The following is a 26458-nucleotide window of genomic DNA, read 5'->3' on the forward strand; positions in this document are numbered from 1 at the left end:
AAAGGGATCGAACACATGGCCAAAGTAATTGGTATTGACCTTGGAACTACAAACTCTTGTATCGCCATCATGGACGGTAGCCAGCCTCGCGTTATCGAAAACGCAGAAGGTGCTCGCACTACCCCATCCATCGTGGCCTTCACCGAAGACGAGCGCCTCGTAGGCCAGCCGGCAAAACGCCAGGCCGTCACAAACCCAGAAAACACAATCTTTGGCGTAAAGCGCCTTGTTGGCCGTCGCAACGACGATGCCGATCTTGCCAAGGATAAAAAGAACCTGCCTTTCGAAGTCATCGATGGCGGCAACGGCGACGCATGGGTTCAAGCCCGTGGTGAAAAATATTCACCTTCGCAAATATCTGCCTTCATTCTGGGCAAGATGAAAGAAACAGCTGAATCGTACTTGGGTGAAGAAGTAACCCAAGCTGTCATCACGGTTCCTGCTTACTTTAACGACGCCCAGCGTCAGGCAACGAAAGACGCAGGCAAAATTGCCGGTCTCGAAGTGCTGCGCATCATCAACGAACCAACAGCAGCTGCGTTGGCGTATGGCCTCGACAAAGAAGAAACACAAACCATCGCGGTTTATGACCTTGGTGGCGGTACGTTCGACGTAACGATCCTAGAAATCGACGATGGCCTATTCGAAGTAAAATCTACCAACGGTGACACATTCCTTGGTGGTGAAGACTTTGACATGCGCATCGTCAACTACCTTGCAGATGAGTTCAAAAAAGAGAACTCCGTTGACCTAAAGCAAGATAAGATGGCTCTTCAGCGTCTAAAAGAAGCTGCCGAAAAAGCTAAAATCGAGCTGTCGTCAGCAACCCAAACCGAGATAAACCAGCCGTTTATCTCAATGGGTGCCACAGGCCAGCCATTGCACATGGTCATGAAATTGACCCGCGCAAAACTGGAAAGCCTTGTTGGCGACCTGATCAAAGCGTCCATGAAACCGTGTGCAGCAGCGCTTAAAGATGCCGGCCTGTCCGCTTCTGACATCGACGAGGTTGTACTTGTTGGTGGTATGACACGCATGCCGCGCGTCATCGAAGAAGTGACCAAGTTCTTTGGCAAGGAGCCGCACAAAGGTGTGAACCCTGACGAAGTTGTGGCCCTTGGTGCCGCGATCCAAGCTGGTGTTCTGCAAGGCGACGTAAAAGATGTTGTTCTGCTTGATGTAACACCTTTGTCCTTGGGTATTGAAACCCTTGGCGGTGTGTTCACACGCTTGATCGACCGCAACACAACGATCCCTACCAAGAAGAGCCAAATCTTCTCGACTGCGGAAGACAACCAGAACGCCGTGACCATCCGTTGCTTCCAGGGTGAACGTGAAATGGCCGCCGACAACAAAATCCTCGGCGCCTTCAACCTTGAAAGCATCCCGCCTGCCCCACGTGGCATGCCACAGATCGAAGTGACTTTTGATATTGATGCCAACGGTATCGTATCTGTAGGCGCTTTGGACAAAGGTACAGGCAAAGAGCAGAAGATCACGATCCAAGCTTCTGGCGGTTTGTCAGATGCGGACATCGAAAAGATGGTTCAGGATGCAGAAGACAATGCAGAGGCGGATAAAGAACGCCGCTCATTGATCGAAGCGAAAAACCAAGCCGAGAGCCTTATCCATTCGACCGAACGGTCCGTGGAAGAGCACTCTGACAAGGTTGATCCAACAACTGTCGAAGCCATCGAGCTGGCAATCGCTGCGTTGAAAGACGAAATGGAAACCGAGGACGCCGAGAAGATCAAATCCGGCATCCAAAACGTCACCGAAGCAGCGATGAAACTGGGCGAAGCGATCTACAAGAACGCTAATGATGCTAACGAAGATGACATGGCCGCAGCTGCGGACGAGGCTCCTGATGCTGGTGCAAACGATGATATCGTTGACGCGGACTTCGAAGACCTCGACAACGACAAACGCACGTAAATCCGCGCGGCGGAACCAATGATTGGGCCGGTCCGATTAGACGGGCCGGCCCTTCACGTTCCTGTAAAGGATATTAAAGATGTCAAAACGTGATTATTATGAGGTCCTCGGTGTCGCCAAAGGTGCGTCAGCTGATGAGATCAAAAAGGGCTATCGCAAGAAGGCGAAAGAACTTCATCCCGATCGCAACACAGACAAACCCGAAGCTGAAGGCCAATTTAAAGAGGCAAATGAAGCTTACGAAGTTCTCAAAAACGATGACAAGAAGGCGGCCTATGACCGCTACGGTCACGCGGCATTTGAGGGTGGCATGGGTGGCGGTGGCCGTCCAGGTGGCGGCTTTGGCGGTGGAGGTCAGGGTGATTTCTCCTCAGCTTTTTCCGACGTATTCGACGATCTGTTCGGCGATTTCATGGGCGGTCGTGGCCAACAAGGCGGTGGACGACGTGCGGCGCGTGGCTCTGATTTACGGTTCAACCTTCGGATTTCTCTCGAGGACGCATTTTCGGGCCTACAAAAGTCCATCAATGTTCCCACGTCTGTAGGGTGCGGATCCTGTAACGGTACTGGCGCAGAAGGCGGCGCAGAACCAACAACCTGCCCAACCTGTTCCGGCATCGGTAAAGTACGCGCGCAGCAGGGCTTTTTCACGGTTGAGCGTGCTTGCCCAACCTGTTCGGGGCTTGGCCAGATCATCAAGAACCCATGCAATTCCTGTCGTGGTGCCGGCCGTGTCGAAAAAGATCGCTCACTATCGGTTAACATCCCCGCAGGTGTTGAAACCGGGACACGCATTCGCCTCGCTGGTGAAGGCGAAGCGGGCATGCGTGGCGGTCCATCCGGCGATCTCTACATCTTCCTCGAAGTACAAGAGCATGAGCTGTTTGAACGGGACGGGCCAAACCTGTTCTGCCGTGTACCCGTAACGATGGGTAGTGCGGCGTTGGGTGGCAGTATCGAAGTGCCGACCATCGATGGCGGCCGTGGCCGTGTCCAAGTACCTGCCGGAAGCCAATCGGGTCGACAAATGCGCTTGCGCAGCAAGGGTATGCCGCATCTACGCGGTGGCGCAACAGGCGACATGATCATCGAATTGGCGGTGGAAACACCCGTGAATCTAACGGCCCGCCAAAAAGAGATCCTGCGCGAATTTGATGAGCTTTCTGAAGAGAACCACCCTGAAAGCAGCAGCTTCTTTTCTTCTGTAAAATCCTTTTGGGATTCAATGAAGGGGTAACTCCTATTAACCAGCGCACCACGTAAATGGTGCGCTGGTTGAACCCAAATACGCTACGCCTCCCAAGTAAGTCTAGCGTCTAGAAAGTTCTACGCACGTAGGACACGGTTCCAAAGCCCCCAAAACTTTACTCCCACCGTTAACTATTCCCTAACCATGCCTGCAGCATCCTGCTCGCATGAACCATTTTGATGAGCAGCCCTTACCGTTCCTCATGGATGAGGCAACTTCGGCTACACCCATAGCCGGAAAGCAACCCTCCTACATTGCTGACCATCGAAAACGGCTACGGGCACGTTTCATGACTGGTGGTGCCGCTGCCATGCCCGATTATGAGCTGCTGGAACTTGTCCTGTTTCGCGCAATCCCGCGTCGCGATGTCAAACCATTGGCCCGTGATCTTATGGACAGGTTTGGTGACTTTAATCGCGTCATCACTGCATCCCATGCCCGCCTGCGCGACATTTCAGGTGTAGGCGATGCTGTCATTACTGAATTAAAGATCGTTGAAGCAGCGGCACACCGAATGGCGCGTTCTAAAGTCATGCAAACACAGATTTTATCTAGCTGGGACGCCCTTTTGGATTATTGCCACACAACGATGGCCCACCGCGAGACAGAGCAGTTTCGCGTCCTCTATCTGGATCGTAAAAATGTACTGATCGGAGATGAGGAACAAGCCAAAGGCACCGTGGATCATGTTCCCGTCTATCCACGTGAAGTCGCCAAACGCGCGCTGGAACTAAATGCTTCCGCTGTCATTCTGGTCCATAATCACCCTTCCGGCGACCCAACCCCATCGCCATCTGATATCGACATGACCCAACGGGTGAAAAATGCCTGTGACGCGTTAGGCATCACACTGCACGACCATCTGATTATTGGAAAATCGCAAGAGCTTAGCTTTCGCGCAACTGGACATCTTTAGCGGACCCAGACCTCGACCCGACGATTCGCACGGCGCCCCCATGAGCTTTCATCGCAGGCCATTGGCATTGCCTCACCAAATGCATCCACACCCAGCTCTACCCTACCCAAATTGGCTGCAACCGCCGCTTCACTTACTGCGCGGCGCACTGCATCAGCCCGTCGCAGTGCGATATCACGATTGGCCTCTGCTGGTCCTTCTCCATCGCTAAAACCAACAAACAGCAGACGCCGTGCATCATATTGCCCAACCTCCAACGCACGCGCCAATTGTTGGATATTGGATCTTGATTGCGCGTCCAATCGAATGGACCCAGCTTCAAACCTGAACGATGTACTTAACCGCGCCATCGGCGTGAGCGTTGCAGTCATGCGCTGCAACTCACCCAATGTTATCTCTGTCCCCGCCTTTGCGATCGCATTGGCAAACCGGTTCCCCTGCTGTTCCACTGCAATTTCTTCTGGGGTCTGATCAACAAAACCGGATCGACGGATCACAATTTGGGCGGCTGGCCCTCGTGTGAACGCTAAAAACTCCCGTGCCAATCGAGGGAGGCGACGTGCCGGAAAATACAAAAACATAGGAGCGGTAAGCGGGTAATCCTCTGTCTTGATGGTTCTCCGTGAGGCTTGCATGGAAAAACCGCAGTTCCCAGTCAACATCAACGGCTGTGTATCACCTCGGTCGGCATAGCTGGTGAGGCCAAGTGCAAATGTGTCCGCCGCAACTGCCTGAGACAAATCCCAAGGCGAAGAGTGACGTGTGGCCTGATCAGTTAAACCTTTGAGGTTTGCGGGATGTAAAAGCTGATCCACAATAGCCTGCCCCAACCCTGAACTGTCATCTGGCAGATGCACGTCAATCGGAACATCAGGTCCGCCCAACGCATCCCAGTTTGTGATCTCTCCGGCCAAAACCTGCGCCAATTTTGATGGCGAAATCCCCTGAACCGGGTTGCTGCCTGACACAACAGGCACAATCGCGTCCAATGCCAACACACGACTACGGTTTAAGCCTGTCATATCGCCCAAACCAGCCTCCCGTGCACGGGTGCGTTCATCTGGGCGAATTTCACGAAGAGACATTACTATATCCGCTTCGTCTGCCAATAGATCGGCAAATCCCTCGTTGGTATTTGTCACCCTAAAATAGAACCGCGCAGCCAGCTTTTGATCATCAGAACGGCGGATTAAATAGGTGAAGCTACTGGGGTCATCCCCATCTTCCCGTTCAGTCAAATAGTTATTTTTCTGTGCAAAGGCTTCGATCAAGGCAGGCATCACAATTGCGCCCAAAGTGGGTGCTCCAGAGATTTGCAACTCAGCCACGAAATCCTGCAAATTCGGACACCCTGGCCCTGCGCACAAAACAGCCGATCCATCGACTGTTAGTTCCCCGTATTCAGTTTGGAGGCGATAGAATTCACCATCAAAGCCGAGCAGCGTTCCGCTCAGCTCAACCGTGCTATCACGTGAGGTAAGTGTAACGTCCTGAGCGACAACAGCCAGGGTAGTACAAAATAGGAAAAGTGCGGCGAAGAACGCCGCACATATCACTTTGATCATGTGACCTCGGGTTTGCGTTAGTTTGATGCAACCTTTAGGTTTTCGAACAAATTATTCAACACTAGAAAGTTACCAGCGGCGTCACAGTCTGGAACGGACACTGTCAAACTCCTCGATGTGATATCGTTGCCACTTTTCGTCTGCAACGTTTGCGCTTCGATCTCTAAGCCGCAGTTGTTTTTGGCAACTTCTGCCTCGACGCTCAGGAAAACATCACCGCTGCCTTGTGCGGGTGTTTTTGGGAAAGTGTAAACCTCAGCCATAGAGCCATCAGCGACAGTTACATCACCCAACGATGAGATGAAGCCTCCCTGACCAGTCACCGCAAATGTAAGATCACGAGATGCACCAGACCAAACGTGACCTTCCGAGCCATATTCGGCACCAAATTCACGGGCATGTAACTCAAACCCCGTGTCGCCCTTCCACTGCAGCGCAACACGATCATAATCGGCCAATTCATCTACAACCGTTTGGGCTACTGCGCCTTCGCCGTTGGTGAAGGCCACAACAAATGTTGCGTCTTTGGTCATTGCGGGAACTGTGATGTCAAATTCGCCATTGTCATCAGTGGTTTGGCTAAACAACAAACCCTTATGGTGTACTGTAACCCGCTCGTTGGGCAGGCATTTGGCATCCAATGTTAAGTTTACCATCGCCGCCGCTATTGGGCGCGCACTTGCCGTAATTTCGCAGACGGGCGCGAAAGTCTCTTCGCTTGCAAGGACGTCTTCCTCATCCGCTGGTGGCATAATCTTCTCAGGAGTATCAACTAAAGCAACAACATCTTCTGCCTTAGGGGCAACGTAGCTTTCCACAAAATCGGCAGATGTCAGAATGATCTCTTCGACATCAAGAACAGATGCATCTGCGTTGATCAGTGCTTCACCAGCATAATCTGCAGAAGGCGCGGCGTCCGATGTTGACTGCTGCATGAAGAAACCGATGCCAACAGCACAAGTCAGCGTTCCGGCAGCCATGATGATTTCTTTGCGATAACGCATATTCTCGGTCCCTTGTTGCGGTTTGGGTCGAGAATAGTTTTTGTTCAGAAACGGGGCTGCAATGGGGCAGCCCCGCGCCATTCTTATGACATTTCTAGAAAATGCTTAGGAAAGTTGGCCGTGACAGTGTTTGAATTTCTTTCCGGTACCACATGGACAGATGTCATTCCGACCGGGGTTTCCCCATGTTGTTGGGTCGTTTTCATCAAACCCTTCAACGGCATCCGCTGCTGCCTCGGCTTGATCCACAGCTTTTTCAGCTGCTGCTGCTGCCGCCTGTTCTTGCGCCAACATCTGCTGGATCATGCGTTGCTGTTCTTCTTCATTTGCTGGTTCGATACGCGAGAGGCGCTGTGTTACGTCAGAACGTAGACTGTCCAGCATCCCTTCAAACAACTGGAACGACTCGTTCTTATATTCGTTCAACGGGTCGCGCTGCGCATAACCGCGGAACCCAACCACAGACCGGAGGTGTTCCAAGGTCAGCAAATGGTCACGCCATTTCGCATCAATAGTCTGCAGCAAGAAGTGCTTCTCGATGTTGCGCATGTTTTCAGGGCCAAATCGCTCGGCTTTGTCGGCCATCAATGCATCAGTCGCTTCAACGAGACGTTCACGAATGACGTCATCATCAACGCCATCTTCTTCGCACCATGCGATGACAGGCACGTCAACGCCTAGCTGTTCAATCACGGCAGCATAGAAGCCCTGAGTGTCCCACTGATCGGCATAAGTATTGCGCGGCATATATTGATCAACCAGATCATCAATCATTTGATGGCGCATGTCTTCGGTGATTTCATGCAGATCTTGCGATTCCATGATGTCGCGACGTTGGCCAAAGATAACTTTGCGCTGTTCGTTCATGACGTCATCGAATTTCAATAGCTGCTTACGAATGTCAAAGTTGCGGCCCTCAACCTTTGCCTGAGCGCGCTCAAGTGATTTGTTCACCCACGGGTGAATGATCGCTTCGCCTTCTTTTAGGCCCAACGAAGTCAGGACTTTTTCCAAACGTTCGGAACCAAAGATACGCATTAGGTCGTCTTCGAGTGACAGGAAGAAAGATGAACGCCCTGGATCACCCTGACGACCGGAACGGCCACGCAATTGGTTATCAATCCGGCGGCTTTCATGGCGCTCGGACGCCAGAACATACAGGCCACCGGACTCTAGGACTTTTTTCTTCTCGTCTGCGTGTTCTGCTTCGATCTTGGTGCGGGTGGCAACAGGATCTGCTTCTGGATCTGCTGACAGCGCCTCAAGAACCTTCAGCTCAACGTTGCCGCCCAACTGAATGTCAGTACCACGGCCCGCCATGTTGGTCGCAATCGTGACTGCGCCAAATTTACCAGCATCGCCAACGATCTGCGCTTCTTGCTCATGCTGGCGTGCGTTGAGAACGTTATGTTTGATCCCCTCACCCTCGAGCATCTTGCTGAGCATTTCGGATTTCTCGATTGAGGTAGTACCAACAAGGCATGGCTGCCCTTTTGCATGGGCCTCTTTGACCTTCTCAATCATTGCTGCATATTTTTCAGCAGCGGTGCGGTAAACAGCATCGTCTTCATCCACGCGCGAAACTGGAACGTTTGTCGGCACTTCGACAACGCCAAGCCCGTAGATTTCCATAAATTCGGCTGCTTCGGTCAATGCTGTACCCGTCATACCTGCCAATTTGTTGTACAGACGGAAATAGTTCTGGAATGTCACAGACGCGAGCGTGATGTTCTCTGGTTTGATGTCTAAGCCTTCTTTGGCTTCAATCGCCTGATGCAATCCGTCGCCCAAACGGCGACCAGCCATCATACGACCCGTAAATTCATCAATCAGGACAACTTCGCCTTCGCGCACGATATAGTCTTTGTCTTTCTCAAACAGCTTATGCGCACGCAAGCCTTGGTTTACATGGTGCACAATTGACGTGCTCTCTGGGTCGTAGAGGGTAAAGCCTTCTTCGAGAAGTTCACGAGCGCGCAGTTGCTCTTCGAGGAACTCAATCCCGTCATCTGTGAATGTCACATTGCGGGTCTTTTCGTCCAACTCATAGTGCTCTGCCGCCAAGGACGGAATCACCCCATCAATCGTTTGGTACATGTCCGAGCGGTCACCAGACGGGCCAGAAATGATGAGCGGCGTACGCGCTTCATCAATCAAAATGCTGTCGACCTCATCCACAATGGCAAAGTTATGCTCTTTCTGGAATATCTCGCTCAGCTCGGCTTTCATGTTATCGCGCAGATAATCAAAGCCTAGCTCGTTGTTGGTCGTATAGGTAATATCGCAGTCATAGGCCGCACGTTTTAGATCGTCAGGCATGTTTGGCGAGATGTATCCGGTTGTGAGACCGAGGGAGGCAAACACTTTGCCCATCCATTCGGCGTCACGTTTCACCAAATATTCGTTCACTGTAACAATGTGCACGCCTTTGTGTGTCAGCGCATTCAGGTAGGCCGCAAACGTTGCGGTCAGGGTCTTACCTTCACCTGTTTTTTGCTCTGCTACATTGCCTTGGTGCAAAAAGATCCCGCCCATCAGCTGGGTGTCAAATGCCCGCAGACCCAGCGTGCGTCGCGCGCCCTCGCGACAGTTAGCAAAGGCTTCGGGAAGCAAATCATCAAGATTTTCACCTTTAAGAGCTCGCGTAGCGAACTCTTCGGTTTTATCTTTGATGGCTTCGTCACTGAGTTTTTCGAACTCAGGCTCCAGCGCGTTGATCTTTTCGATAAGCGGGCGGATGGCCTTGATCCTGCGATCATTTGGCGAACCAAAAACCTTTTTGGTGATTTTTCCGAGTCCCAGCATGCGATCTCCAGCCGAAGTTATAAGTGTTCTGCGCGATCTGCTTGCCCCGCAAACACCCAGTCCATAAATAGGAGGTGAGAATGGTGGTTCAATGCCGCGCCCATCAGCGATGTAAGGGCCACCATGTAGCGTGTCAATGTAACCGACCCAATCGCACCGGAATGATAGGACGATCCATGCAAAAACCCCTCACTTTTCTAGCCTCTTTGGCATTTGTAGCCACTTTGGCCCTTCCACTATCCGCCCAAGAGACTGCAAAAGCAGACCCATCAACGGTTGTAGCGACCGTCGGCGACACCGAGATCACAATTGGTCACATGATTGTGGCATGGGCTGGCCTGCCAGAGCAGTATCAAGGTTTACCCGATGATGTTCTCTTCCAAGGCATCCTAGACCAGTTGGTTCAGCAAACAGCATTACAACAACAGTTTGACGGTAACCTACCACCACGTATAGCACTTCAGTTGGAAAACGAACGCCGCTCACTAACAGCGGGCGAGGCCGTGAACGGTATCATGGAAGCGCCACTAGACGAAGCAGATGTCCAAGCCGCATATGACAAAGACTATGCCGATACTGACCAAGAACCTGAGTTCAACGCATCTCACATTCTTGTAGAAACGGAAGAAGAAGCAATTGCTGTTCAGCAGGAACTCGCTGACGGCGCCGAGTTTGCAGCCGTTGCACGTGAGAAATCTACGGGGCCCTCTGGCCCAAACGGTGGACAACTTGGCTGGTTTGGCAAAGGCGCAATGGTTCCAGAATTTGAAGCAGCCGTCACTGAATTAGAAGTCGAAGCAGTTTCTGATCCTGTAAAAACCCAATTCGGTTGGCACGTGATCAAACTGAATGAAACTCGAGTTCAAAATGTTCCTGCTTTGGAAGAGGTTCGCGAAGAAATCGAGTTGCAAATTCGCCAAATCCACGCTCAAGAAGAAATCGAGGCCATCACAGCAGCGGCTGATGTTGACCGGAGCGGGGCGGAAGGCATTTCTCCGTCTGTCATCAAACAAGTCAACGTGCTGGAGTAAGCGCAACCATGGTAAACACCTCCGCTGTCTCACCGTTAGCACCCGCCAATTTTCCGTCTCTGCCCGCGATTGGGGGCGTAAAATTTGCCACCATAGCCGCAGGTGTAAAGTATCAGGGGCGCACTGACGTCATGCTTGCCACGTTGGCACCTGGTACTGTTGTGGCGGGAGCGTTCACACGCTCTGCCACACGTGCAGCACCCGTTCGGGACTGTCAGGAAAAACTGGGGCGGACATCGGATGCGGGGGCGGCCATTCTTGTAAATTCTGGGAATGCGAATGCGTTTACCGGAAAAAACGGAACAGCATCGGTGAACGCTATCACTGATGCTGTTGCACAGGCCTGTGACATCCCACAGGAGCGGGTTTTCACCTCCTCCACTGGTGTCATTGGTGAACCATTGCCCCACGACCGCATTACAGCGTGCCTTGGAACGCTTTGCAAAAACACTCTGGCAGGTGGCATTGCGGATGCGGCAAAGGCAATCATGACTACCGATACGTTCCCAAAGGGCGCAAAGGCGGAAATTGAAATTGACGGAAAAACCATCTCTATTGCGGGCATCGCAAAGGGATCGGGAATGATAGCACCAGATATGGCAACCATGCTGGTCTACATCTTTACCGATGCAAAAATTGAACAGGACGCCCTGCAAACTTTAGTATCGGCGCATAACGAACAAACTTTCAACTGCATCACGGTGGATAGCGACACCTCTACCTCAGACAGCTTGATTGTTGCTGCAACTGGCGCTAGCGGCGTCACGGTAGATGGTCACGAGGGGTTTGGTGCTGCCTTGCGCAACGTAATGCAGGACCTCGCCCATCAGGTTGTTCGCGACGGCGAAGGGGCGACAAAGTTCGTCGAAATCACCGTTACTGGCGCCGCATCTGATGCAGATGCAAAGGTACATGGACTGTCGATTGCGAACTCTCCTTTGGTTAAAACCGCCGTTGCGGGGCAAGACCCCAACTGGGGCCGCATTGTTATGGCCGTCGGAAAATCAGGCGCTGCGGCAGACCGTGATCGGCTCAGCATCCGATTTGGTGATGTCGAAGTAGCCAAGGACGGATGGCGCAGTGAAGATTATTCCGAAGAGGCCGCTGCAGCTCATATGAAAAATGAGAACATCCAGATTGGGGTCGATATCGGGATCGGATCAGGAAAGGCAACGGTTTGGACCTGCGATCTGACGCATGGGTACATCACTATCAACGCCGATTACCGCTCATGAAGATGGTTCTAGTCTCGGCTGTTGCATTGATTGACGTTGATGGCCGCGTATTGCTGGCACAACGCCCAGAGGGGAAATCCATGGCGGGCCTGTGGGAATTCCCCGGAGGTAAAGTAGAGGTTGATGAAACGCCAGAAGCCGCCCTCATCCGTGAGTTGGACGAGGAACTAGGAATTGATACTTGGGCGTCCTGCTTGGCTCCCCTCACGTTTGCCAGCCATTCCTATGACGACTTCCATCTGATGATGCCTTTGTTTGCCTGCCGCAAATGGGACGGCACGCCACAGCCGCGTGAAGGGCAGACCCTAAAATGGGTTAAACCAAATGAGATGCGAAACTACCCAATGCCAGCAGCTGACATCCCTCTTATTGCGATCTTACGGGATTGGCTGTGACGTCAGCGTTCGAATATTTCACCAATAGTCGAGAAATATTACTTTTGTTTCCAATTAGTGCTGGAAACACTGAAAAGTCTTTGTAGTGTGGATGTAGCGAAATTCTGGGGAGGATTGTTATGCTACGGACTATTACAATTGGAAGCTGTGTTTCTGTTCAAGGAACCTTTGTACGTTCAATGCCAGATGGACGCATCGCCGTTCAGGTGGACAACACAGTTTTTTCCGGCGTGCCTGTCACAAGAAAATAAGCACATCGGACTGCTGAAATGAAAAAGGGGACGGTGTTTTGCACCGTCCCCTTTTCTTTGAGTTATCACACCAGATTAGCTCAGTGTGCGTGTAACTTCTTCGCGTGTGAAGATCTCGATGACATCGTTTGGACGAATGTCTTCGTAGTTCTCGAACGCCATACCACATTCCTGACCAGACTGAACCTCTGGCACTTCGTCCTTGAAGCGCTTGAGCGTCTTGAGCGTGCCTTCGTGGATAACCACGTTGTCGCGCAGCAAGCGAACACCAGCAGAACGGCGAGCCACCCCTTCGGTAACCAGACAGCCAGCAACTTTGCCGATACCTGTGACCTTGAAGACTTCTTTGATGTTGGCATAGCCAATGAAGTTTTCTTTGATCTCGTTGCTCAACAGGCCAGATGCAGCCGCTTTCACATCATCAACCAGATCGTAGATGACCGAGTAATAGCGGATCTCGACACCTTTCTGGTTTGCCGTGTTGCGCGCTGATGCGTTTGCACGGACGTTAAAGCCCATGATTGGCGCACCGGATGCTTCGGCAAGACCAACATCGGTCTCGGTGATTGCGCCCACACCAGAGTGGAGCACGCGCACGCGGACTTCGTCGTTGCCGATTTTCTCCATCGCTTGAACAATCGCTTCGGCAGACCCCTGCACATCGGCTTTGACCAAGATGGGCAGCTCGGACACATCTTCGTCCGCTTTGGCATTTGCCATCAATTGTTCCAGCGTCGTCGCAGCACCAGCAGCAGCGCGTTTGTCTTTGGCTGCGTTCGCGCGGTATTCCGCGATTTCACGTGCCTGCGCCTCAGTTGAGGTCACGTTCAACACATCGCCTGCTTCGGGTGTACCGTTCAGGCCAAGAACCTCAACAGGGACCGAAGGACCAGCTTCTTTGATGCGGTTACCTTGATCATCGATCAGCGCACGAACCTTACCGTACTGCTCACCTACAACAAAGATATCGCCAGTGCGCAGTGTACCGTTCTGAATCAGAACTGTTGCGACAGGCCCACGGCCAACGTCCAGCTTTGCTTCAATCACCGCACCAACTGCGGCGCGTGATGGATTTGCCTTCAGTTCAAGGATCTCTGCCTGAAGCGCAATTGCTTCGAGCAGTTGATCAAGACCTTGGCCTGTGATGGCCGAAACCTCAACATCCTGAACTTCGCCAGACATCTTTTCGACGACGACTTCGTGCTGCAGCAAGGCTGCGCGCACTCTGTCAGGGTCGGCTGATGGCTTATCAACCTTGTTGATCGCAACAATCATAGGAACCTTAGCGGCCTTTGCGTGCGCAATCGCTTCGATGGTCTGAGGCATCACGGCATCGTCCGCCGCAACAACCAGAACCACGATATCAGTAACCTGAGCACCGCGAGAACGCATTGACGTAAACGCCGCGTGACCCGGAGTATCGAGGAACGACAGAACCTGACCGCCTTCGGTTGTGACCTGATAGGCACCGATGTGCTGAGTGATGCCACCGGCCTCGCCCGCAACAACTTTTGCCTTACGGATCGCATCCAATAGGGATGTTTTACCGTGGTCAACGTGACCCATGATCGTGATCACAGGAGGACGTCCAACCAGATCGGTTGCATCGTCTTCTTCCAGCTTAATCACATCTTCAACGTCAGCGTCAGAAACACGAACAACCTTGTGGCCAAACTCTTCGATGATCAGCTCTGCGGTGTCTGCATCAATCGTTTCATTTTGACCAATCATCAAACCGCTGTTCATCAACGCTTTTACAACTGCGCCTGTCTTTTCAGCCATACGCGCGGCCAATTCGGACACAACAATCGCTGGTGGCAATTGTACGTCGCGAATGATCTTTTCGCGCTCGACGTTACCGCCCATCGCTTTTGCACGCGCACGGTCTTGCTTACGCTTCATTTGCGCCATGGAGCGTTGACGGCCGCCTTCGCCACCACGCATCGCTTGGTTCACTGTCAGTTTACCAGAGCGACGATCGTCAGCTTGACGGTTTTTCTTGTTGGTCTCTTCGCGATCACGCTCGGTCTTGCGAGGCGTAGATGCTGGAAGTGCCTTGTTTGGCGTAGCACGTGGTTGTGCAGCAGCACTCGCAACAGGTGCAGGTGCAGCAGCAGCTCGTGCCGCGGCTTCCGCTTCACGTTTGGCGCGCTCTTCTTCTTCAGCTTTCGCTTTCAGGCTTTCTTCGCGTTCGCGATCGGCTGCCTCTTTGGCATCGATCTCGGCACGACGGCGCTCGCGGTCTTCTGCGCGCGCCTTATCGTGTGCCGCACGTGCGGCTGCCTCTTCGACTTCCCGCGCTTTGGCTGCTTGCACAGCTTTCAGGCGACGTTCCATCTCAGAATCGGTTATCCCTGCGGGACGCCGTGAAGGATCGCCAACCGGACCAGCGCCAGGGCCAGTTTGTTTTTGGCCGCCAGGCTTTGGCACCACAACGCGTTTGCGTTTGGTTTCGACCACAACGTTCTTCGTCCGCCCGTGGCTAAAGCTTTGCTTTACGTTACTGGGACGTGAGCCACCAAGGCCCAATGTTTTTCTGCCGTCACTATCGCTCATCTAGCTCGTCTATCCTTTCGGCTGGTCGATACCAGCCTCGTTTTTGCGCACGCCGTTCAATCTATGAGCCTCCTCTACAACACGTAGAGTGAGTCCACCAGAGGCGAGCGCCCCATGTATCACAGTTTGACGTCCGAATGCCAAACCCAATTCATCCGCAGTAAGACACCCAATATAGTGTCCGTAATGCGGCGTGCTCAGTTTTGATTTGCCACGTCCTGATCCATCTACAGCTTGGATCAACACCAGCGCCTCTTCAGTTTGCAGCCAACCCTTGACCTTTTCATAGCCCGCAACGGCTTTACCCGCTTTGCGTTGCATCGAAATTAGGTCCACCACACGGCGGGCCATCTGCTTTTCAACTTCGTCCACCAAATCGTCTGGTGTTTTAACAGGCTGCTTCGCACTGCGTGAAAACAATCCCTTTTTTACTGCGGTTTCTATGGCTGCACGATCTGCCGTCACCCACATACCACGTGCGGGCAACTTGCCCATGATGTCCGCCACAACCTGTCCGTCTGGTCCTACGACGAAACGGACAAGCTTGTACTTTGGTTGCACCTCACCTGTGGCAAGGCACTTGCGTTCTGCACCGCTTTCACGGTCTTTAGATGCGCCACCGCGTCCCATGCTGGATCTCCCCGAAGCCTACGATCAGGCCTCGGCCTCCTCATCTGTTTCACCACCGTCTTCGACGTCCGCTTCTAGGTCTGTTGGATCAACCCAACCCAACAAAACGCGGGCTGTCATAATCATCTTCTGGGCATCTTCGAGGCTCATCTCGAAGGGTTCCAGCACACCGTCATCTTTAACACGTTCGCCGTTTTCAGTGGTCCAACCACCAGCAAGCTCCCAATCCGCACAAGTTGCGAAATCTTCGAGCGTCTTAACATCGTCTTTTGCCAGCGCTTCAATCATCTGGGGTGTAAGACCCTCAAATTCAATAAGGCTGTCTTCTGCGCCCAGTGCACGGGCAGCATCAAGTGCCGCCTTGTTTTGCGCTTCCAGAACGTCACGTGCACGTGCCTGAAGCTCGCCCGCTGTGGCTTCATCGACACCGTCGATAACCAGCAGTTCGCCTACTTCAACGTATGCAACCTCTTCAAGGCTCGTAAAGCCCTCAGAAACCAGAAGCTGAGCAAAGAACTCATCCAGATCAAGGTTGTCCATGAACAGCTTGGTGCGCAGTTCAAATTCGGCCTGACGGCGCGAGCTTTCTTGCTCTTCTGTCATGATGTCGATGTCTAGACCCGTCAACTGGCTGGCCAGACGCACGTTTTGGCCCCGGCGGCCAATCGCAAGCGACAATTGCTCTTCAGGAACTACAACTTCGATTTTACCAGCTTCTTCGTCCAAAACAACCTTGGATACTTCGGCAGGCTGCAATGCGTTCACAAGGAACGTTGGCTGGTCATCATTCCAAGGGATGATATCGATCTTTTCGCCCTGAAGTTCATTCACAACAGCCTGAACACGAGAGCCCCGCATACCAACACAGGCACCAACGGGATCGATGGAATTATCATATGAAATCACAGCGATCTTCGCACGGGAACCTGGATCACGCGCAACCGCTTTGATCTCGATGATACCGTCATAGATTTCCGGAACTTCCATCTTGAACAGCTCTGCCATGAATTCCGGCGCCGTGCGGCTTAGGAAAATCTGTGGTCCGCGCTGCTCGCGACGAACGTCTTTGATGTAAACGCGGATACGATCGTTCGGGCGATATGATTCGCGGCCGATTTTCTCGTTGCGGCGCAGGATTGCTTCACCAGCACCCACATCAACAATAACATTGCCATACTCTTCGCGTTTGACCAGACCATTGATGATCGTGCCTGCGCGGTCTTTGAATTCTTCGAACTGACGGTCACGCTCAGCTTCGCGAATCTTCTGCAAGATAACCTGCTTGGCTGATTGCGCAGCAATGCGGCCCATTTCAACAGGTGGAACTTCTTCGACGAATTCCTGACCGATTTCGGGATTGGCCATATACTGCTTGGCTTGCACTACCGTGAATTCAGCCTGGTAGTTTTCCAGCTCTTCATCCGCAACAACGGTACGTACACGCGTGAATGTTGCGCGGCCTGTTTTGCGGTCGATCTCAACACGAATGTTCATTTCTGCGCCGTAGCGGGACTTGGCTGCACGTGCGAGCGATTCTTCCATCGCCTCGATCACCAGAACCGGATCGATCATCTTTTCACGCGCAACGGCTTCAGCGGTTTGCAAAAGCTCTAGCTGGTTTGCGGATGTAATGGCCATTAGGTCTCTCCCTCATCAGACTCTTCGGTCTGCAGTTCATCGAATTGGGTTTCGTCAATCACGCCGCTCGCTTTGCGCTGGCGTAGCATTTCTTTAATCAGCTCGTCCGTCAGGACCAGTTTGGCATCTGATAACCATTCGAATTGCAGGCCTACGGTGCCTTCTTCGATGTTAATCAGCACTTCATTGCCCTCGACGCCAGCCAGTTGCCCTTTAAAGCGGCGGCGGCCATCGATCAAATCATCGGTTTCGATCTTAGCTTCATAGCCTTCAAAGTTCGCAAAATCTTTGAGACGTGTCAAAGGGCGATCAATGCCCGGGCTGGACACTTCCAACGCGTATTCATCAATGATCGGATCTTCGACATCCAGCACCGCACCAACAGCCGTGCTGATCTTGCCGCAGTCATCAACTTCGATACCGCCATCAGGCTTATCAGCCATAATTTGCAGCGTAGATGTTTTACCAGTCATCAGACGCACGCGTACCAGTTCATAACCCAAGTCTTCGATGACAGGGGTTATGATTTCGGCCAATCGGCGGTCCATCGCTGCTTTTGCTATTAGATCGTTGTTCATAAGTCTCTTGCCTTTAGGCACAAAAAAACGGGCGCGCGGCCCGTGTCAGAGGTTCGGTGGGCGCTTGGTTTGGACCCGAGCGCGCCGCTGTTAGACGATCATATACGCGCGGAACCTCAGAACATCAAGCCCCCCACCAGCGCTGCGGCGCGCGCAGGTCATCAAACACACCATGACCCAACACCGAGGGCATCGAAACGCTACGCGAAACCGCCTGACCATCAAACACAACAATATCATCATAGCCAGTCAAAGCACCCGCATCTTCAACGTCCGCACCGTCCACCAGATATTCGGCAACCGCCTGCGCACGCACCGGAGAAGAGGGAATCGAAACCAATTCGACACTGTCAAACCAGCCCGCCTGACCGTCTTTCCAATGCGTATCGGCACGTTCGGCTAAAAGCTGCTGACCTGCAGAGAAATGACGCACACGGTAAATTCCGGTCCCAACACCACTATCTGGCGAATGGGCGGCACGAATGACATGCGCCGCTTTGCTGAGCTTAAACGGTAGGGACGGATCAGGAGCATTCAGGGTTATCCGCACTTGCTTAGCGCCCACGGCCTCCACCTTGCCCAGCGCCGCAAGGCTGTGGACTACATCCGCAGCAGAAAACAGAACACCATCATGAAAACGTACATTCTGACGCAAATTAAACATCCAAACCTGCGCATCCTGCGTACTGGACCAGTCGGTTGCCAGCTCACCGCGCAACGTGCCATCTGCGGCGACTTCGGTCAGTGTTTCAAATACCAAACCTTGCCGCGCAACCTGCATGAACAGGCCGTCGCCCCGCACCCAGTCATCACTGCGCGTGGCACCTGACAATGCAAGCCGCAGTTTGCCGCCTCGCTGTGGCAATGGTCCAGCGCTGACGCCCGCTGCAGCCAATAATGCTGCTGCCGCGCCGCTTGCAAACAATGCGCGCCTATCAAAAGCCTTGCGCGTCATGTCAGTGCAATCCTGTCCATGGCGCGGATCAATTCAGCAGTGATGCCAGGCTCGCTAAGAGCGTGGCCCGCGTTTCGTACTATTTTCAGTTCGGATTTAGGCCATGCTTTTGCAATCGAATAGGCGCTTTCGGGCGGGCAAATCATATCGTATCGCCCCTGCACAATCACACCCGGAATGTGTGCGATGCGATCCATCTGAGCAAGGATTTGACCATCATATTCAAGGAAACCAGCATTTATAAAATAGTGATTCTCAAGCCGGGCAAAGGCACGCGCGTACTCGCCAGGACCTTCACTCATATGTCCCATTGACTGAATCGAGGCCAACGCATTCTCCCATCCAGACCACGCACGGGCGTAGCGGGTTTGCGTCAGCATATCGTCACCGAACAATCGGCGATGGTACGCCTTAATCAAATCGCCCTGCTCTTCTTCGGGAACCAAGGCGGTGAATTTGTCCCAAACCTCGGGCCAGAATTTTCCTGCACCACCGCCATAAAACCAATCAAGCTCAGTTTGTGTCATCAAGAACACGCCGCGCAAAACTAAATTGCGCACTGCCGCCGGATGCGTCTGGGCATAAATCAGCGAAAGTGTCGCACCCCAGCTGCCGCCAAAGACAACCCATTGCGCAATACCCAGCGTTTCACGAATCAGTTCGATATCGGCAACCAGATGCCATGTCGTGTTATCCACAACCGAAGCATGCGGGATTGATCGACCACAGCCGCGTTGATCAAACAGAATCACACGGAATTTTTCAGGATCAAAATAGCGGCGCATCGACGGGCTACAGCCGCCACCAGGGCCACCATGCAGCACTACAACTGGAATACCGTCAGGATTGCCACATTGTTCGACATAAATCTCATGGCCTTGCCCCACAGACAGCATGCGTCGGTCGAACGGGTCAACCGGCGGATATAAATACTGCACTGCGCGCTTTTGATCAGGGGTCTTATCCATTACCAGCCTATATATAGTAAGAGAGACGACATTGAATACAGGAGCGTCAAAATGCAAGCGCATCAAAGCACAGTTGACCCAAATGAGGTCGCAAAGTTTGAGGCCATGGCCGCCGAATGGTGGGATACAGAGGGCAAATTCAAGCCATTGCACATGCTCAACCCTTGCAGGCTCGACTATATCGCAAACCAGATCGCAGGTGAGTTTGACCGCGATCTAACCGAACCGGAGCCATTCAAGGGCCTGCGCATTCTGGATATCGGCTGTGGGGGCGGTCTGTTGTCAGAACCCATGGCCCGTCTTGGCGCAACTGTTGTTGGGGCTGATGCCGCCGCTGGCAACATTCCTGTGGCACAGATTCATGCAGATCAGTCCGATCTGGAAATCGACTATCGCCACACCACCGCCGAAGCCATGACCGAAGCCGGAGAACAATTTGACGTTGTTCTAAACATGGAAGTGGTCGAGCACGTCGCCTCGCCGATTAGTTATCTCACGGCGTGCCACCAGCTGCTAAAACCGGGTGGGTTGCACATTTGCTCAACCATCAACCGCAATCCAAAATCATACGTTGTAGCGATTATCGGCGCAGAGCATGTGATGCGTTGGTTACCCAAAGGCACCCATGAATGGGCCAAATTCATTACACCAAATGAACTATTCAAGCTACTCGAAGACTCAGGAATGGAGCCTGTTGATCGTAAAGGGTTTGTCTTTAATCCAATCCTCTGGAGCTGGAGCCTGTCTTCGCGTGACCTAAGTGTTAACTACGTCACAGCCAGCCTGAAACCAAAAGACTGAACAGGTAACTAGCCCAGCTGGTTGCGTAATTCACGCAAGATGGGTAGCGCGGCGCGGGCTTTTTCCTCGCCCAGCTTCTCAACGACTTGGGTAATCATCGGCGCGATCGCACCTAACGCAGTTTCACGGGCCTGACGGCCTGCGGGGCTGATCGTAATCATCTTGCGCCTTGCATCATCCCAATCGGGGCGAATATGTACATATCCCGCCCACTCCAGCTTGGCCAAAGTGTTGGTCATTGCGCCACGTGTGACGTGAAATGTCTCAGCCAATTGCGCTGGTGTGCGTTCTGCATCGCGCCACGAGAGGTGATTCAGAACTGAAAAGTGCGAAATTTCCATGCCCTTGGGCAGCACCCTGCTCAGGCGACTGCGCAAAATCTGATCAGTACCCAGAATTTCACTGAACAACATAATCGCAAGGGTGTTGGAATCATCGCTCATTTAGGTCCATCAAAAGGGCGCTTGTGACTCATGCTAGGTACTTTGGCGCGCGCCGCATCTGTTTGCGCCAAATCCAGTTCGAAAACATATACCCCTGCCTCAGTACCCGCGTCTACTATGACCTCACCCCACGGAGAAACCACCAGCGAGTGCCCATATGTATCACGCGTCTTATGCTCGGCACTGGCATGAGTTCCCGTTTGAGCCGGAGCAATGACAAAGCAACCCGTTTCAATGGCACGAGCACGAAGTAACGTATGCCAATGCGCCTGCCCTGTGACAGGTGAAAATGCTGCCGGAATTGTTAAAACTTGCGCACCAGCCTCTGACAATGTCTGAAAAAGTTCGGGAAAGCGGACATCATAACAAACTGCCATCCCGATATTTGCAAAGGATGTCCGCGCAAGAACCGCCTGCGTCCCTGGACGGTAGGCCGCTGATTCTTTCCACGTCTCAGTTGGCGTAACCTGTACGTCGAACATGTGGATTTTATCATACCGCGCGACGATCTCACCTTGCGGATCAATCATAAAGGAGCGGTTGGCGAAACGGCCATCTGCATCTTCCGTCTTGAGACCAAGCGAGCCGATCAACAGCCAAATACCGTGCCGCTTTGCGTCACTCCGCAATGCAGCCAAAGTTGGATCATCAGCTTCATGATACAAGACCGCCTGTTGGTGATCGCGGCTGGTCGAGATACAATTTGTCACCTCAGGCGTGAGAACAAATTCAACGCCTTGCCCAACCGCATCAGCCAACATTCCACGGGTAACAGCTAAATTTGTGACCGGATCATCGGTTACATTCAGCTGAAGAATCGCGGTTTTCATACGGCCAGCAAAGCATCAAGCTTGCCAGCACGCTCAAGCGCATAAAGCTCGTCACAGCCGCCAACGTGAATGTCGCCCACAAAGATTTGAGGTACAGTACGGCTACCTTCGGCACGCTTAATCATTTCGGATTTACGCTCTGGATTCGCCAGTACATTCACTTCGGAAAAGTTGACACCTTTTTGGTTCAGTAACCGTTTTGCCGAATGGCAAAAACCACAAAGAGGGGAAGTGTAGATTTCAACAGCGTTCATGATCAGGTCCTTTTCAACAGATGTTGAACAAGGAGTTAAGCGTCTTTGACCGCTCTTGCTAGTGTCAGGATGCGAACAGGCCCCGATCCAGCCTCAATACAGACGTCCGCGCAGGCCCTCAAAGTCGCGCCAGAAGTCATTACATCATCGATCAAGAGGATTGGTTTCCCCTTCAACCGCGTCCCTCTTTTGGGGTGAGGTTGTATCGCTTTTTCCAGCGCCGCGAAGCGCGCATCACGGCTTAACCCCTCCAATGAGATTGTTCGACGGACACGCACAAGGGCATCCGGACACCACGGCAACTCAAGCTTTTTAGCTACAGAATGGGCCAAAAGGGCCGATTGGTTATATCTTCGCTTTAATAATCGCGACCAATGCAAAGGGACGGGTACGATCAACGTACCCTCTGGCAACATCTGGCGCACCATATTCGCCATCCAAAGGCCGGCAGGTCGCGCCATTTCCTGACGGTCACCATGTTTAAGCGCCAGCACCATCTTGCGTCCAGTGTCACGATAAACAAGCGCCGCGCGCCCTTGCACCCATGGCGGGGGTGCCTGCATACAATCATCACAATGATGTGTAGTCCCCTGTCCGCCGGATGTAAGGGGTGTACCGCACCCATCACAGATCACGCCGCCAAGAAACGAAGTGTCACGCCAACATGGGCCACACAGACCAAAGTCACTTTCCACCATATCGCCGCAAGTTATGCACCGCGGCGGATAGATCAGCGATACAGCTGTTTGAAGTTGTGCCAGCATCAGCCTATGTACCTCCCATGACAACACCAATGACAGACACAGCGTCCCTGATCAGGCGTCGCGCACGTGCCACACCGGACGGAATGTTTCTGCACGCTGCAGCAGCAGATGAACTTCAGGATCGTCTGAGTATGGTTAATAAGTCGTTTACGGCCTCAGCGGTTGTAACCAGCTTTCCCATTTTTTGGGCCGCTCAACACCCCGCTGCCAAGGTTGTTTCAGACACAGAAATCCTAGATCTAGAGCCACAAACACATGATTTAGTGATCCACTCGATGGGTTTGCATTGGGCGAACGATCCTGTTGGACAACTCATTCAATGTCGCCGCGCACTTCGTCCTGATGGCCTGTTCATCGCCATCAGCTTTGGCGGCGACACATTACAAGAGTTGCGTCGCGCCTTAGGTGAGGCCGAAATATCCGTAAGTGGCGGGCTATCGCCCCGCATCGCGCCACTGCCCGAGCTGCGGGATCTGGGCGGGCTTCTTCAGCGTGCCGGATTTGCCCTACCTGTTGCTGACACAGCGACCCTAAACGTCGAGTACCGAGACATCTGGCACCTTATGCATGACCTGCGTGCAATGGGTGAAACCAATGTTTTGACCGCGCGCCTGCGTCGCCCGACACGGCGGAGCGTCTTCCAAGAGGCTCAACGGCTCTATGCTCAACATTTCTCTGCCCCATCCGGTAGATTAAACGCCAGCTTTGAACTTCAAGTTCTCACAGGATGGTCGCCCGATGCGTCACAGCCACAGCCCCTTCGCCCCGGATCGGCGCAACAACGCCTCGCGGACGCGCTCGGCACACCGGAAAAACCGCTGCATGATTGACCCCGTGCGGAATAGATCTATGTCAAAGCCAACATCACGTAGGATAGCCCAATGACAGCAACATGCCCCGCACATGCCGACGCAGATCACCCAAAGATTCAAAGCCCGAAAATTGGCATACTTGTCGCCAATCTGGGCACACCAGACAATCACGACTATTGGTCCATGCGCCGCTATTTAAGTGAGTTTTTGTCAGATCGACGTGTCGTAGATTACTCTCCATGGCTTTGGCAGCCATTGCTCCAGCTGGTTATCCTCACGAAACGCCCGTTTGCATCAGGTGCTGCGTATAAATCCATCTGGAACGAAGTCGACGATGAAAGCCCACTACTGACAATCACAAGAGCGCAGACTGTCAAAATTGCTGCTGAGATGGAGAAATCCTATGGCGATGATGTCATGGTTGATTTCTGCATGCGTTACGGAAATCCATCCACTCAGAGCAAAGTAGAAAAGATGGTTGCAGCAGGGTGTCAAAAAATTCTCTTCTTTCCCCTTTACCCGCACTATGCAGGCGCAACCTCAGCTACAGCCTGTGACAAGTTCTTTGAGGCCTTGGGAAAAGAAAAATGGCAGCCTGCCAGCCGGACGGTACCGCCTTACTTTGAAAGAACTGACTATATTGATGCATTGGCCAAGTCTGTTGAGGCAAAATACGCCGAGCTTGAAACACGTCCAGATATTTTGCTCTGTTCCTATCACGGCCTACCACAGCGCTACTTGATGGAGGGCGACCCCTATCATTGCCAATGCCAAAAAACGACGCGCCTGCTAAAAGAGCGTTTGGGTTGGGAAGACACAGAGATCAAAACAACCTTCCAGTCCAAGTTTGGGCCTGAAGAATGGTTGCAGCCCTATACTGTTGAAGAAGTTGCACGGTTGGCTAAGCAAGGCAAAAAGAACATCGCCGTTTGTGCACCTGCATTTTCTGCTGACTGCATCGAAACATTGGAAGAGATTAACGAAGAGATTTTTGAAAGCTTCGAAGAAGCTGGTGGTGAGAAATTCACCTACATTCCATGCCTCAACGATGATGACGCCCACATTGCAGCGCTATCCAACGTGATCCGTGAAAACCTATTGGGCTGGATCTAATGCTCGGTTGAGCCAATCAGCCGTTCAATATTCATTAAACGTAAAAAAGGCGGTGCATTGCACCGCCTCTTTTGCATTCAGTCAAAGACCGAAAATTTAGTCAGCTATAGCTGCTGCAACCAGAACCAGCAAAAGCAGTGGAACAATGACACCAGCGGAGGAGCTTGCAGCTTCTTCGATGATTACAGGTGCTTCGATGATTGGGTCTGCAAGTGAACCAGCAGATGCGGAAGAAGCAGCGGCGATCAGAGCGGCTGCGAGTACGAGTTTTTTCATAGTAAATAACCTCCAGAAGATGGTGCGCCACGATTCTCAGCATGAACCGCACCTAAAACTAAACCAAGTGATGTTTCGTTAATAGCATCTATCATTAAAATGGAACATTCATTCAGCATCACATTAAGAGTATCGACAAGTTGTCGTCAAATTAGCAACACCTGTGTGCCAACTTTGGCCTTACCAAACAATTCAGCAATGTGCTCATTATAGAGCCCGATACAGCCATTAGACGACCGACGACCAATTTTCCGCGTATCGTGAGTTCCATGGATTCGGTAATACGTCCACGAAAGGTACAATGCGTGTGTACCCAGTGGGTTTTCAGGACCAGGCCCGATGAACTTGGGCCATTCAGGATTGCGCTCTAACATCGACGGTGTCGGGCGCCAGCTTGGACCTTCAACCTTACGCGTAACCACAGTCCTTCCGCGGCGCGTCAGTTCTTGGGTCAGCGGCACACTTGAAGGATATAATTTGTACGTGGTCTGATCTTCTGACCAATAGTGTACTGCGCGGCTATCAATATCGACGAGAATTGCGCCGTTTTTGGTATTGTTAAAATATGGCTGCCAATCAAGCGTCCGGAAACTAGAAATATTGCGCCGAACAACTTCGTTGATATCTCGCTCTGTCTCAGTAGTCGCTTGACCGTTCACATTTGCACCAGTGGTTTGCGCAATTGCGGGCGCCGCCAGCATTGCAGCGCTCCCTGCAAGGAACCCGCGACGGGTATTTATCTTAAAACTATGGTCTGACATTTCATGTCTCCCGCTAAAAAATCTCGTAATGTTCATATATTGCGCTAAAGACACGTTTTCAAATCAAACCCGCGTCAGATAGGCGGTTCACCGCGAAGTCTATTTGAACTGTTGCACCTCAGCATGTATGGCAAATCTATCAATTTGGGCTTGGAGCACCGTAATGATCCGTCTTTTTACACTTTTATTAGTTTCTGTTGTGGCTTTGTCCGCATGCCAGCCTGCCGCAACGCCTATCGGCTCTGATGGGCAGCCAGTACCAACTGCATATAAGATCACCCAACGTGATGCAGCCAAAATTCCGTTCCGAATGCTTGATTCCGTAAACTCACTACGCGGCGCATCTGCTTTGGGACCTGTTGCACTTGATTCTCAACTGACTGCCGCTGCGGCGACCCACTCCAGAGACATGCAAGTTCAAAATCGTCCATGGCACTTCGGATCAGATGGCTCTTCGCCGCTTGATCGCGTTCGTCGTGTTGGCTTTTCCGGCAATCTCGTTGGTGAAGTCATCTCTGAGACATACGAATCCGAACTCGAAACACTTGGAGCTTGGATGTCTCAGCCAGATACACGCCGCATCATTGTATCGCCTGACGCGACCAAAATGGGCTTTTCGTGGTTCCAAGAGAAAAACGGTAAGATCTGGTGGACTTTGGTGATGGGCAACTGATCAAAGAAAGGATCAGCCTA

General features: G+C 52.4%; 25 protein-coding genes. 10 read left to right on the top strand and 15 right to left on the bottom strand.

What is annotated here, in order from left to right; all coding sequences use genetic code 11:
• Positions 1 to 15: 15 nt before the first annotated feature.
• The 3 genes from dnaK (at position 16) to radC (ending at position 4100) form a co-directional block, all read left to right on the top strand.
• The gene (gene dnaK / locus V7775_RS04780; protein ID WP_335750707.1) at positions 16 to 1935 is read left to right on the top strand and encodes a molecular chaperone DnaK; all 1920 of its coding nucleotides are present in this window, start codon (positions 16 to 18) and stop codon (positions 1933 to 1935) included.
• A 79-nt stretch (positions 1936 to 2014) separates the two neighbouring features.
• Positions 2015 to 3172, top strand: a complete 1158-nt coding sequence (gene dnaJ / locus V7775_RS04785; protein WP_335750708.1) for a molecular chaperone DnaJ — start codon at positions 2015 to 2017, stop codon at positions 3170 to 3172.
• Positions 3173 to 3386: 214 nt separating this feature from the next.
• On the top strand, positions 3387 to 4100 hold the full coding sequence (gene radC / locus V7775_RS04790) for a RadC family protein (RefSeq protein WP_335751063.1): 714 nt from the start codon (positions 3387 to 3389) through the stop codon (positions 4098 to 4100).
• On the opposite strand, the gene V7775_RS04795 is transcribed toward radC, so the two are convergent.
• The 3 genes from V7775_RS04795 to secA all read right to left on the bottom strand — a co-directional run bounded on the left by V7775_RS04795 (position 4097) and on the right by secA (position 9474).
• Positions 4097 to 5665, bottom strand: a complete 1569-nt coding sequence (locus tag V7775_RS04795) for a phosphate ABC transporter substrate-binding/OmpA family protein (RefSeq protein WP_335750709.1) — start codon at positions 5663 to 5665, stop codon at positions 4097 to 4099. The genes radC and V7775_RS04795 overlap by 4 nt on opposite strands.
• A gap of 17 nt (positions 5666 to 5682) precedes the next feature.
• A complete protein-coding gene (locus V7775_RS04800) occupies positions 5683 to 6669 on the bottom strand; it encodes a hypothetical protein (protein WP_335750710.1) in 987 nt (328 codons plus the stop codon).
• A 105-nt stretch (positions 6670 to 6774) separates the two neighbouring features.
• Entirely contained in the window at positions 6775 to 9474 is a 2700-nt protein-coding gene (gene secA, locus V7775_RS04805; protein WP_335750711.1) for a preprotein translocase subunit SecA, read from the bottom strand.
• A 176-nt stretch (positions 9475 to 9650) separates the two neighbouring features.
• On the opposite strand from secA, the gene V7775_RS04810 reads away from it, so the two are divergent.
• From V7775_RS04810 to V7775_RS04820, 3 genes are read left to right on the top strand one after another with little or no spacing between them, the layout of a single operon-like run.
• Entirely contained in the window at positions 9651 to 10505 is an 855-nt protein-coding gene (locus tag V7775_RS04810) for a peptidylprolyl isomerase (protein ID WP_335750712.1), read from the top strand.
• Positions 10506 to 10513: 8 nt separating this feature from the next.
• Positions 10514 to 11740 carry a bifunctional glutamate N-acetyltransferase/amino-acid acetyltransferase ArgJ gene (gene argJ, locus V7775_RS04815; protein WP_335750713.1) on the top strand — a complete coding sequence of 409 codons (1227 nt, stop codon included), beginning with the start codon at positions 10514 to 10516 and terminating at the stop codon, positions 11738 to 11740.
• On the top strand, positions 11737 to 12135 hold the full coding sequence (locus V7775_RS04820) for a (deoxy)nucleoside triphosphate pyrophosphohydrolase (RefSeq protein ID WP_335750714.1): 399 nt from the start codon (positions 11737 to 11739) through the stop codon (positions 12133 to 12135). Before argJ ends, V7775_RS04820 begins: the two co-directional genes overlap by 4 nt.
• Positions 12136 to 12461: 326 nt before the next feature.
• On the opposite strand, the gene infB is transcribed toward V7775_RS04820, so the two are convergent.
• The 6 genes from infB to pip all read right to left on the bottom strand — a co-directional run bounded on the left by infB (position 12462) and on the right by pip (position 19711).
• Positions 12462 to 14942 carry a translation initiation factor IF-2 gene (infB, locus tag V7775_RS04825; RefSeq protein WP_335750715.1) on the bottom strand — a complete coding sequence of 827 codons (2481 nt, stop codon included), beginning with the start codon at positions 14940 to 14942 and terminating at the stop codon, positions 12462 to 12464.
• A 9-nt stretch (positions 14943 to 14951) separates the two neighbouring features.
• A complete protein-coding gene (locus tag V7775_RS04830) occupies positions 14952 to 15572 on the bottom strand; it encodes an RNA-binding protein (RefSeq protein ID WP_335750716.1) in 621 nt (206 codons plus the stop codon).
• A gap of 24 nt (positions 15573 to 15596) precedes the next feature.
• The gene (gene nusA / locus V7775_RS04835; RefSeq protein ID WP_335750717.1) at positions 15597 to 17210 is read right to left on the bottom strand and encodes a transcription termination factor NusA; all 1614 of its coding nucleotides are present in this window, start codon (positions 17208 to 17210) and stop codon (positions 15597 to 15599) included.
• Positions 17210 to 17788: a ribosome maturation factor RimP gene (rimP, locus tag V7775_RS04840; RefSeq protein WP_335750718.1), complete on the bottom strand. Its 579-nt coding sequence runs from the start codon at positions 17786 to 17788 to the stop codon at positions 17210 to 17212. Before rimP ends, nusA begins: the two co-directional genes overlap by 1 nt.
• Before the next feature lie 124 nt (positions 17789 to 17912).
• Positions 17913 to 18743 carry an ABC transporter substrate-binding protein gene (locus V7775_RS04845; RefSeq protein WP_335750719.1) on the bottom strand — a complete coding sequence of 277 codons (831 nt, stop codon included), beginning with the start codon at positions 18741 to 18743 and terminating at the stop codon, positions 17913 to 17915.
• Positions 18740 to 19711, bottom strand: a complete 972-nt coding sequence (gene pip / locus V7775_RS04850; RefSeq protein ID WP_335750720.1) for a prolyl aminopeptidase — start codon at positions 19709 to 19711, stop codon at positions 18740 to 18742. The genes V7775_RS04845 and pip overlap by 4 nt, the downstream gene beginning before the upstream one ends.
• Before the next feature lie 51 nt (positions 19712 to 19762).
• Here pip and ubiG point away from each other — a divergent pair, with 51 nt between their 5' ends.
• Positions 19763 to 20512, top strand: coding sequence for a bifunctional 2-polyprenyl-6-hydroxyphenol methylase/3-demethylubiquinol 3-O-methyltransferase UbiG (ubiG, locus tag V7775_RS04855; RefSeq protein ID WP_335750721.1), 750 nt, complete (start codon positions 19763 to 19765; stop codon positions 20510 to 20512).
• A gap of 8 nt (positions 20513 to 20520) precedes the next feature.
• On the opposite strand, the gene V7775_RS04860 is transcribed toward ubiG, so the two are convergent.
• Genes V7775_RS04860 through V7775_RS04875 form a run of 4 tightly spaced genes read right to left on the bottom strand, consistent with a single transcriptional unit; the run spans position 20521 to position 22803 of the window.
• Positions 20521 to 20955, bottom strand: a complete 435-nt coding sequence (locus V7775_RS04860; RefSeq protein WP_335750722.1) for a MarR family winged helix-turn-helix transcriptional regulator — start codon at positions 20953 to 20955, stop codon at positions 20521 to 20523.
• The gene (locus V7775_RS04865; RefSeq protein WP_335750723.1) at positions 20952 to 21785 is read right to left on the bottom strand and encodes a carbon-nitrogen hydrolase family protein; all 834 of its coding nucleotides are present in this window, start codon (positions 21783 to 21785) and stop codon (positions 20952 to 20954) included. The genes V7775_RS04860 and V7775_RS04865 overlap by 4 nt, the downstream gene beginning before the upstream one ends.
• Entirely contained in the window at positions 21782 to 22039 is a 258-nt protein-coding gene (gene grxC / locus V7775_RS04870) for a glutaredoxin 3 (protein ID WP_335750724.1), read from the bottom strand. The genes V7775_RS04865 and grxC overlap by 4 nt, the downstream gene beginning before the upstream one ends.
• Positions 22040 to 22074: 35 nt before the next feature.
• Complete coding sequence (locus V7775_RS04875; protein ID WP_335750725.1) at positions 22075 to 22803, bottom strand: ComF family protein; 729 nt, start codon at positions 22801 to 22803, stop codon at positions 22075 to 22077.
• 29 nt (positions 22804 to 22832) lie between these two features.
• Here V7775_RS04875 and V7775_RS04880 point away from each other — a divergent pair, with 29 nt between their 5' ends.
• Together V7775_RS04880 and hemH are read left to right on the top strand one after the other, a co-directional pair.
• Positions 22833 to 23633, top strand: coding sequence for a methyltransferase domain-containing protein (locus V7775_RS04880; protein WP_335750726.1), 801 nt, complete (start codon positions 22833 to 22835; stop codon positions 23631 to 23633).
• 51 nt (positions 23634 to 23684) lie between these two features.
• Complete coding sequence (gene hemH / locus V7775_RS04885; protein WP_335750727.1) at positions 23685 to 24728, top strand: ferrochelatase; 1044 nt, start codon at positions 23685 to 23687, stop codon at positions 24726 to 24728.
• A gap of 96 nt (positions 24729 to 24824) precedes the next feature.
• Here hemH and V7775_RS04890 read toward each other — a convergent pair whose 3' ends face one another.
• On the bottom strand, positions 24825 to 25004 hold the full coding sequence (locus V7775_RS04890; protein WP_335750728.1) for a hypothetical protein: 180 nt from the start codon (positions 25002 to 25004) through the stop codon (positions 24825 to 24827).
• Positions 25005 to 25150: 146 nt separating this feature from the next.
• Complete coding sequence (locus V7775_RS04895; RefSeq protein WP_335750729.1) at positions 25151 to 25765, bottom strand: L,D-transpeptidase; 615 nt, start codon at positions 25763 to 25765, stop codon at positions 25151 to 25153.
• Between the two features lie 163 nt (positions 25766 to 25928).
• Between V7775_RS04895 and V7775_RS04900 the strand changes: the two genes are divergently transcribed.
• The gene (locus tag V7775_RS04900) at positions 25929 to 26438 is read left to right on the top strand and encodes a CAP domain-containing protein (RefSeq protein WP_335750730.1); all 510 of its coding nucleotides are present in this window, start codon (positions 25929 to 25931) and stop codon (positions 26436 to 26438) included.
• The last annotated feature ends 20 nt before the right edge of the window (positions 26439 to 26458 follow it).

The sequence above is a fragment of the Sulfitobacter sp. genome (assembly GCF_036960155.1).
In the GTDB taxonomy this organism is placed as follows: domain Bacteria; phylum Pseudomonadota; class Alphaproteobacteria; order Rhodobacterales; family Rhodobacteraceae; genus Sulfitobacter.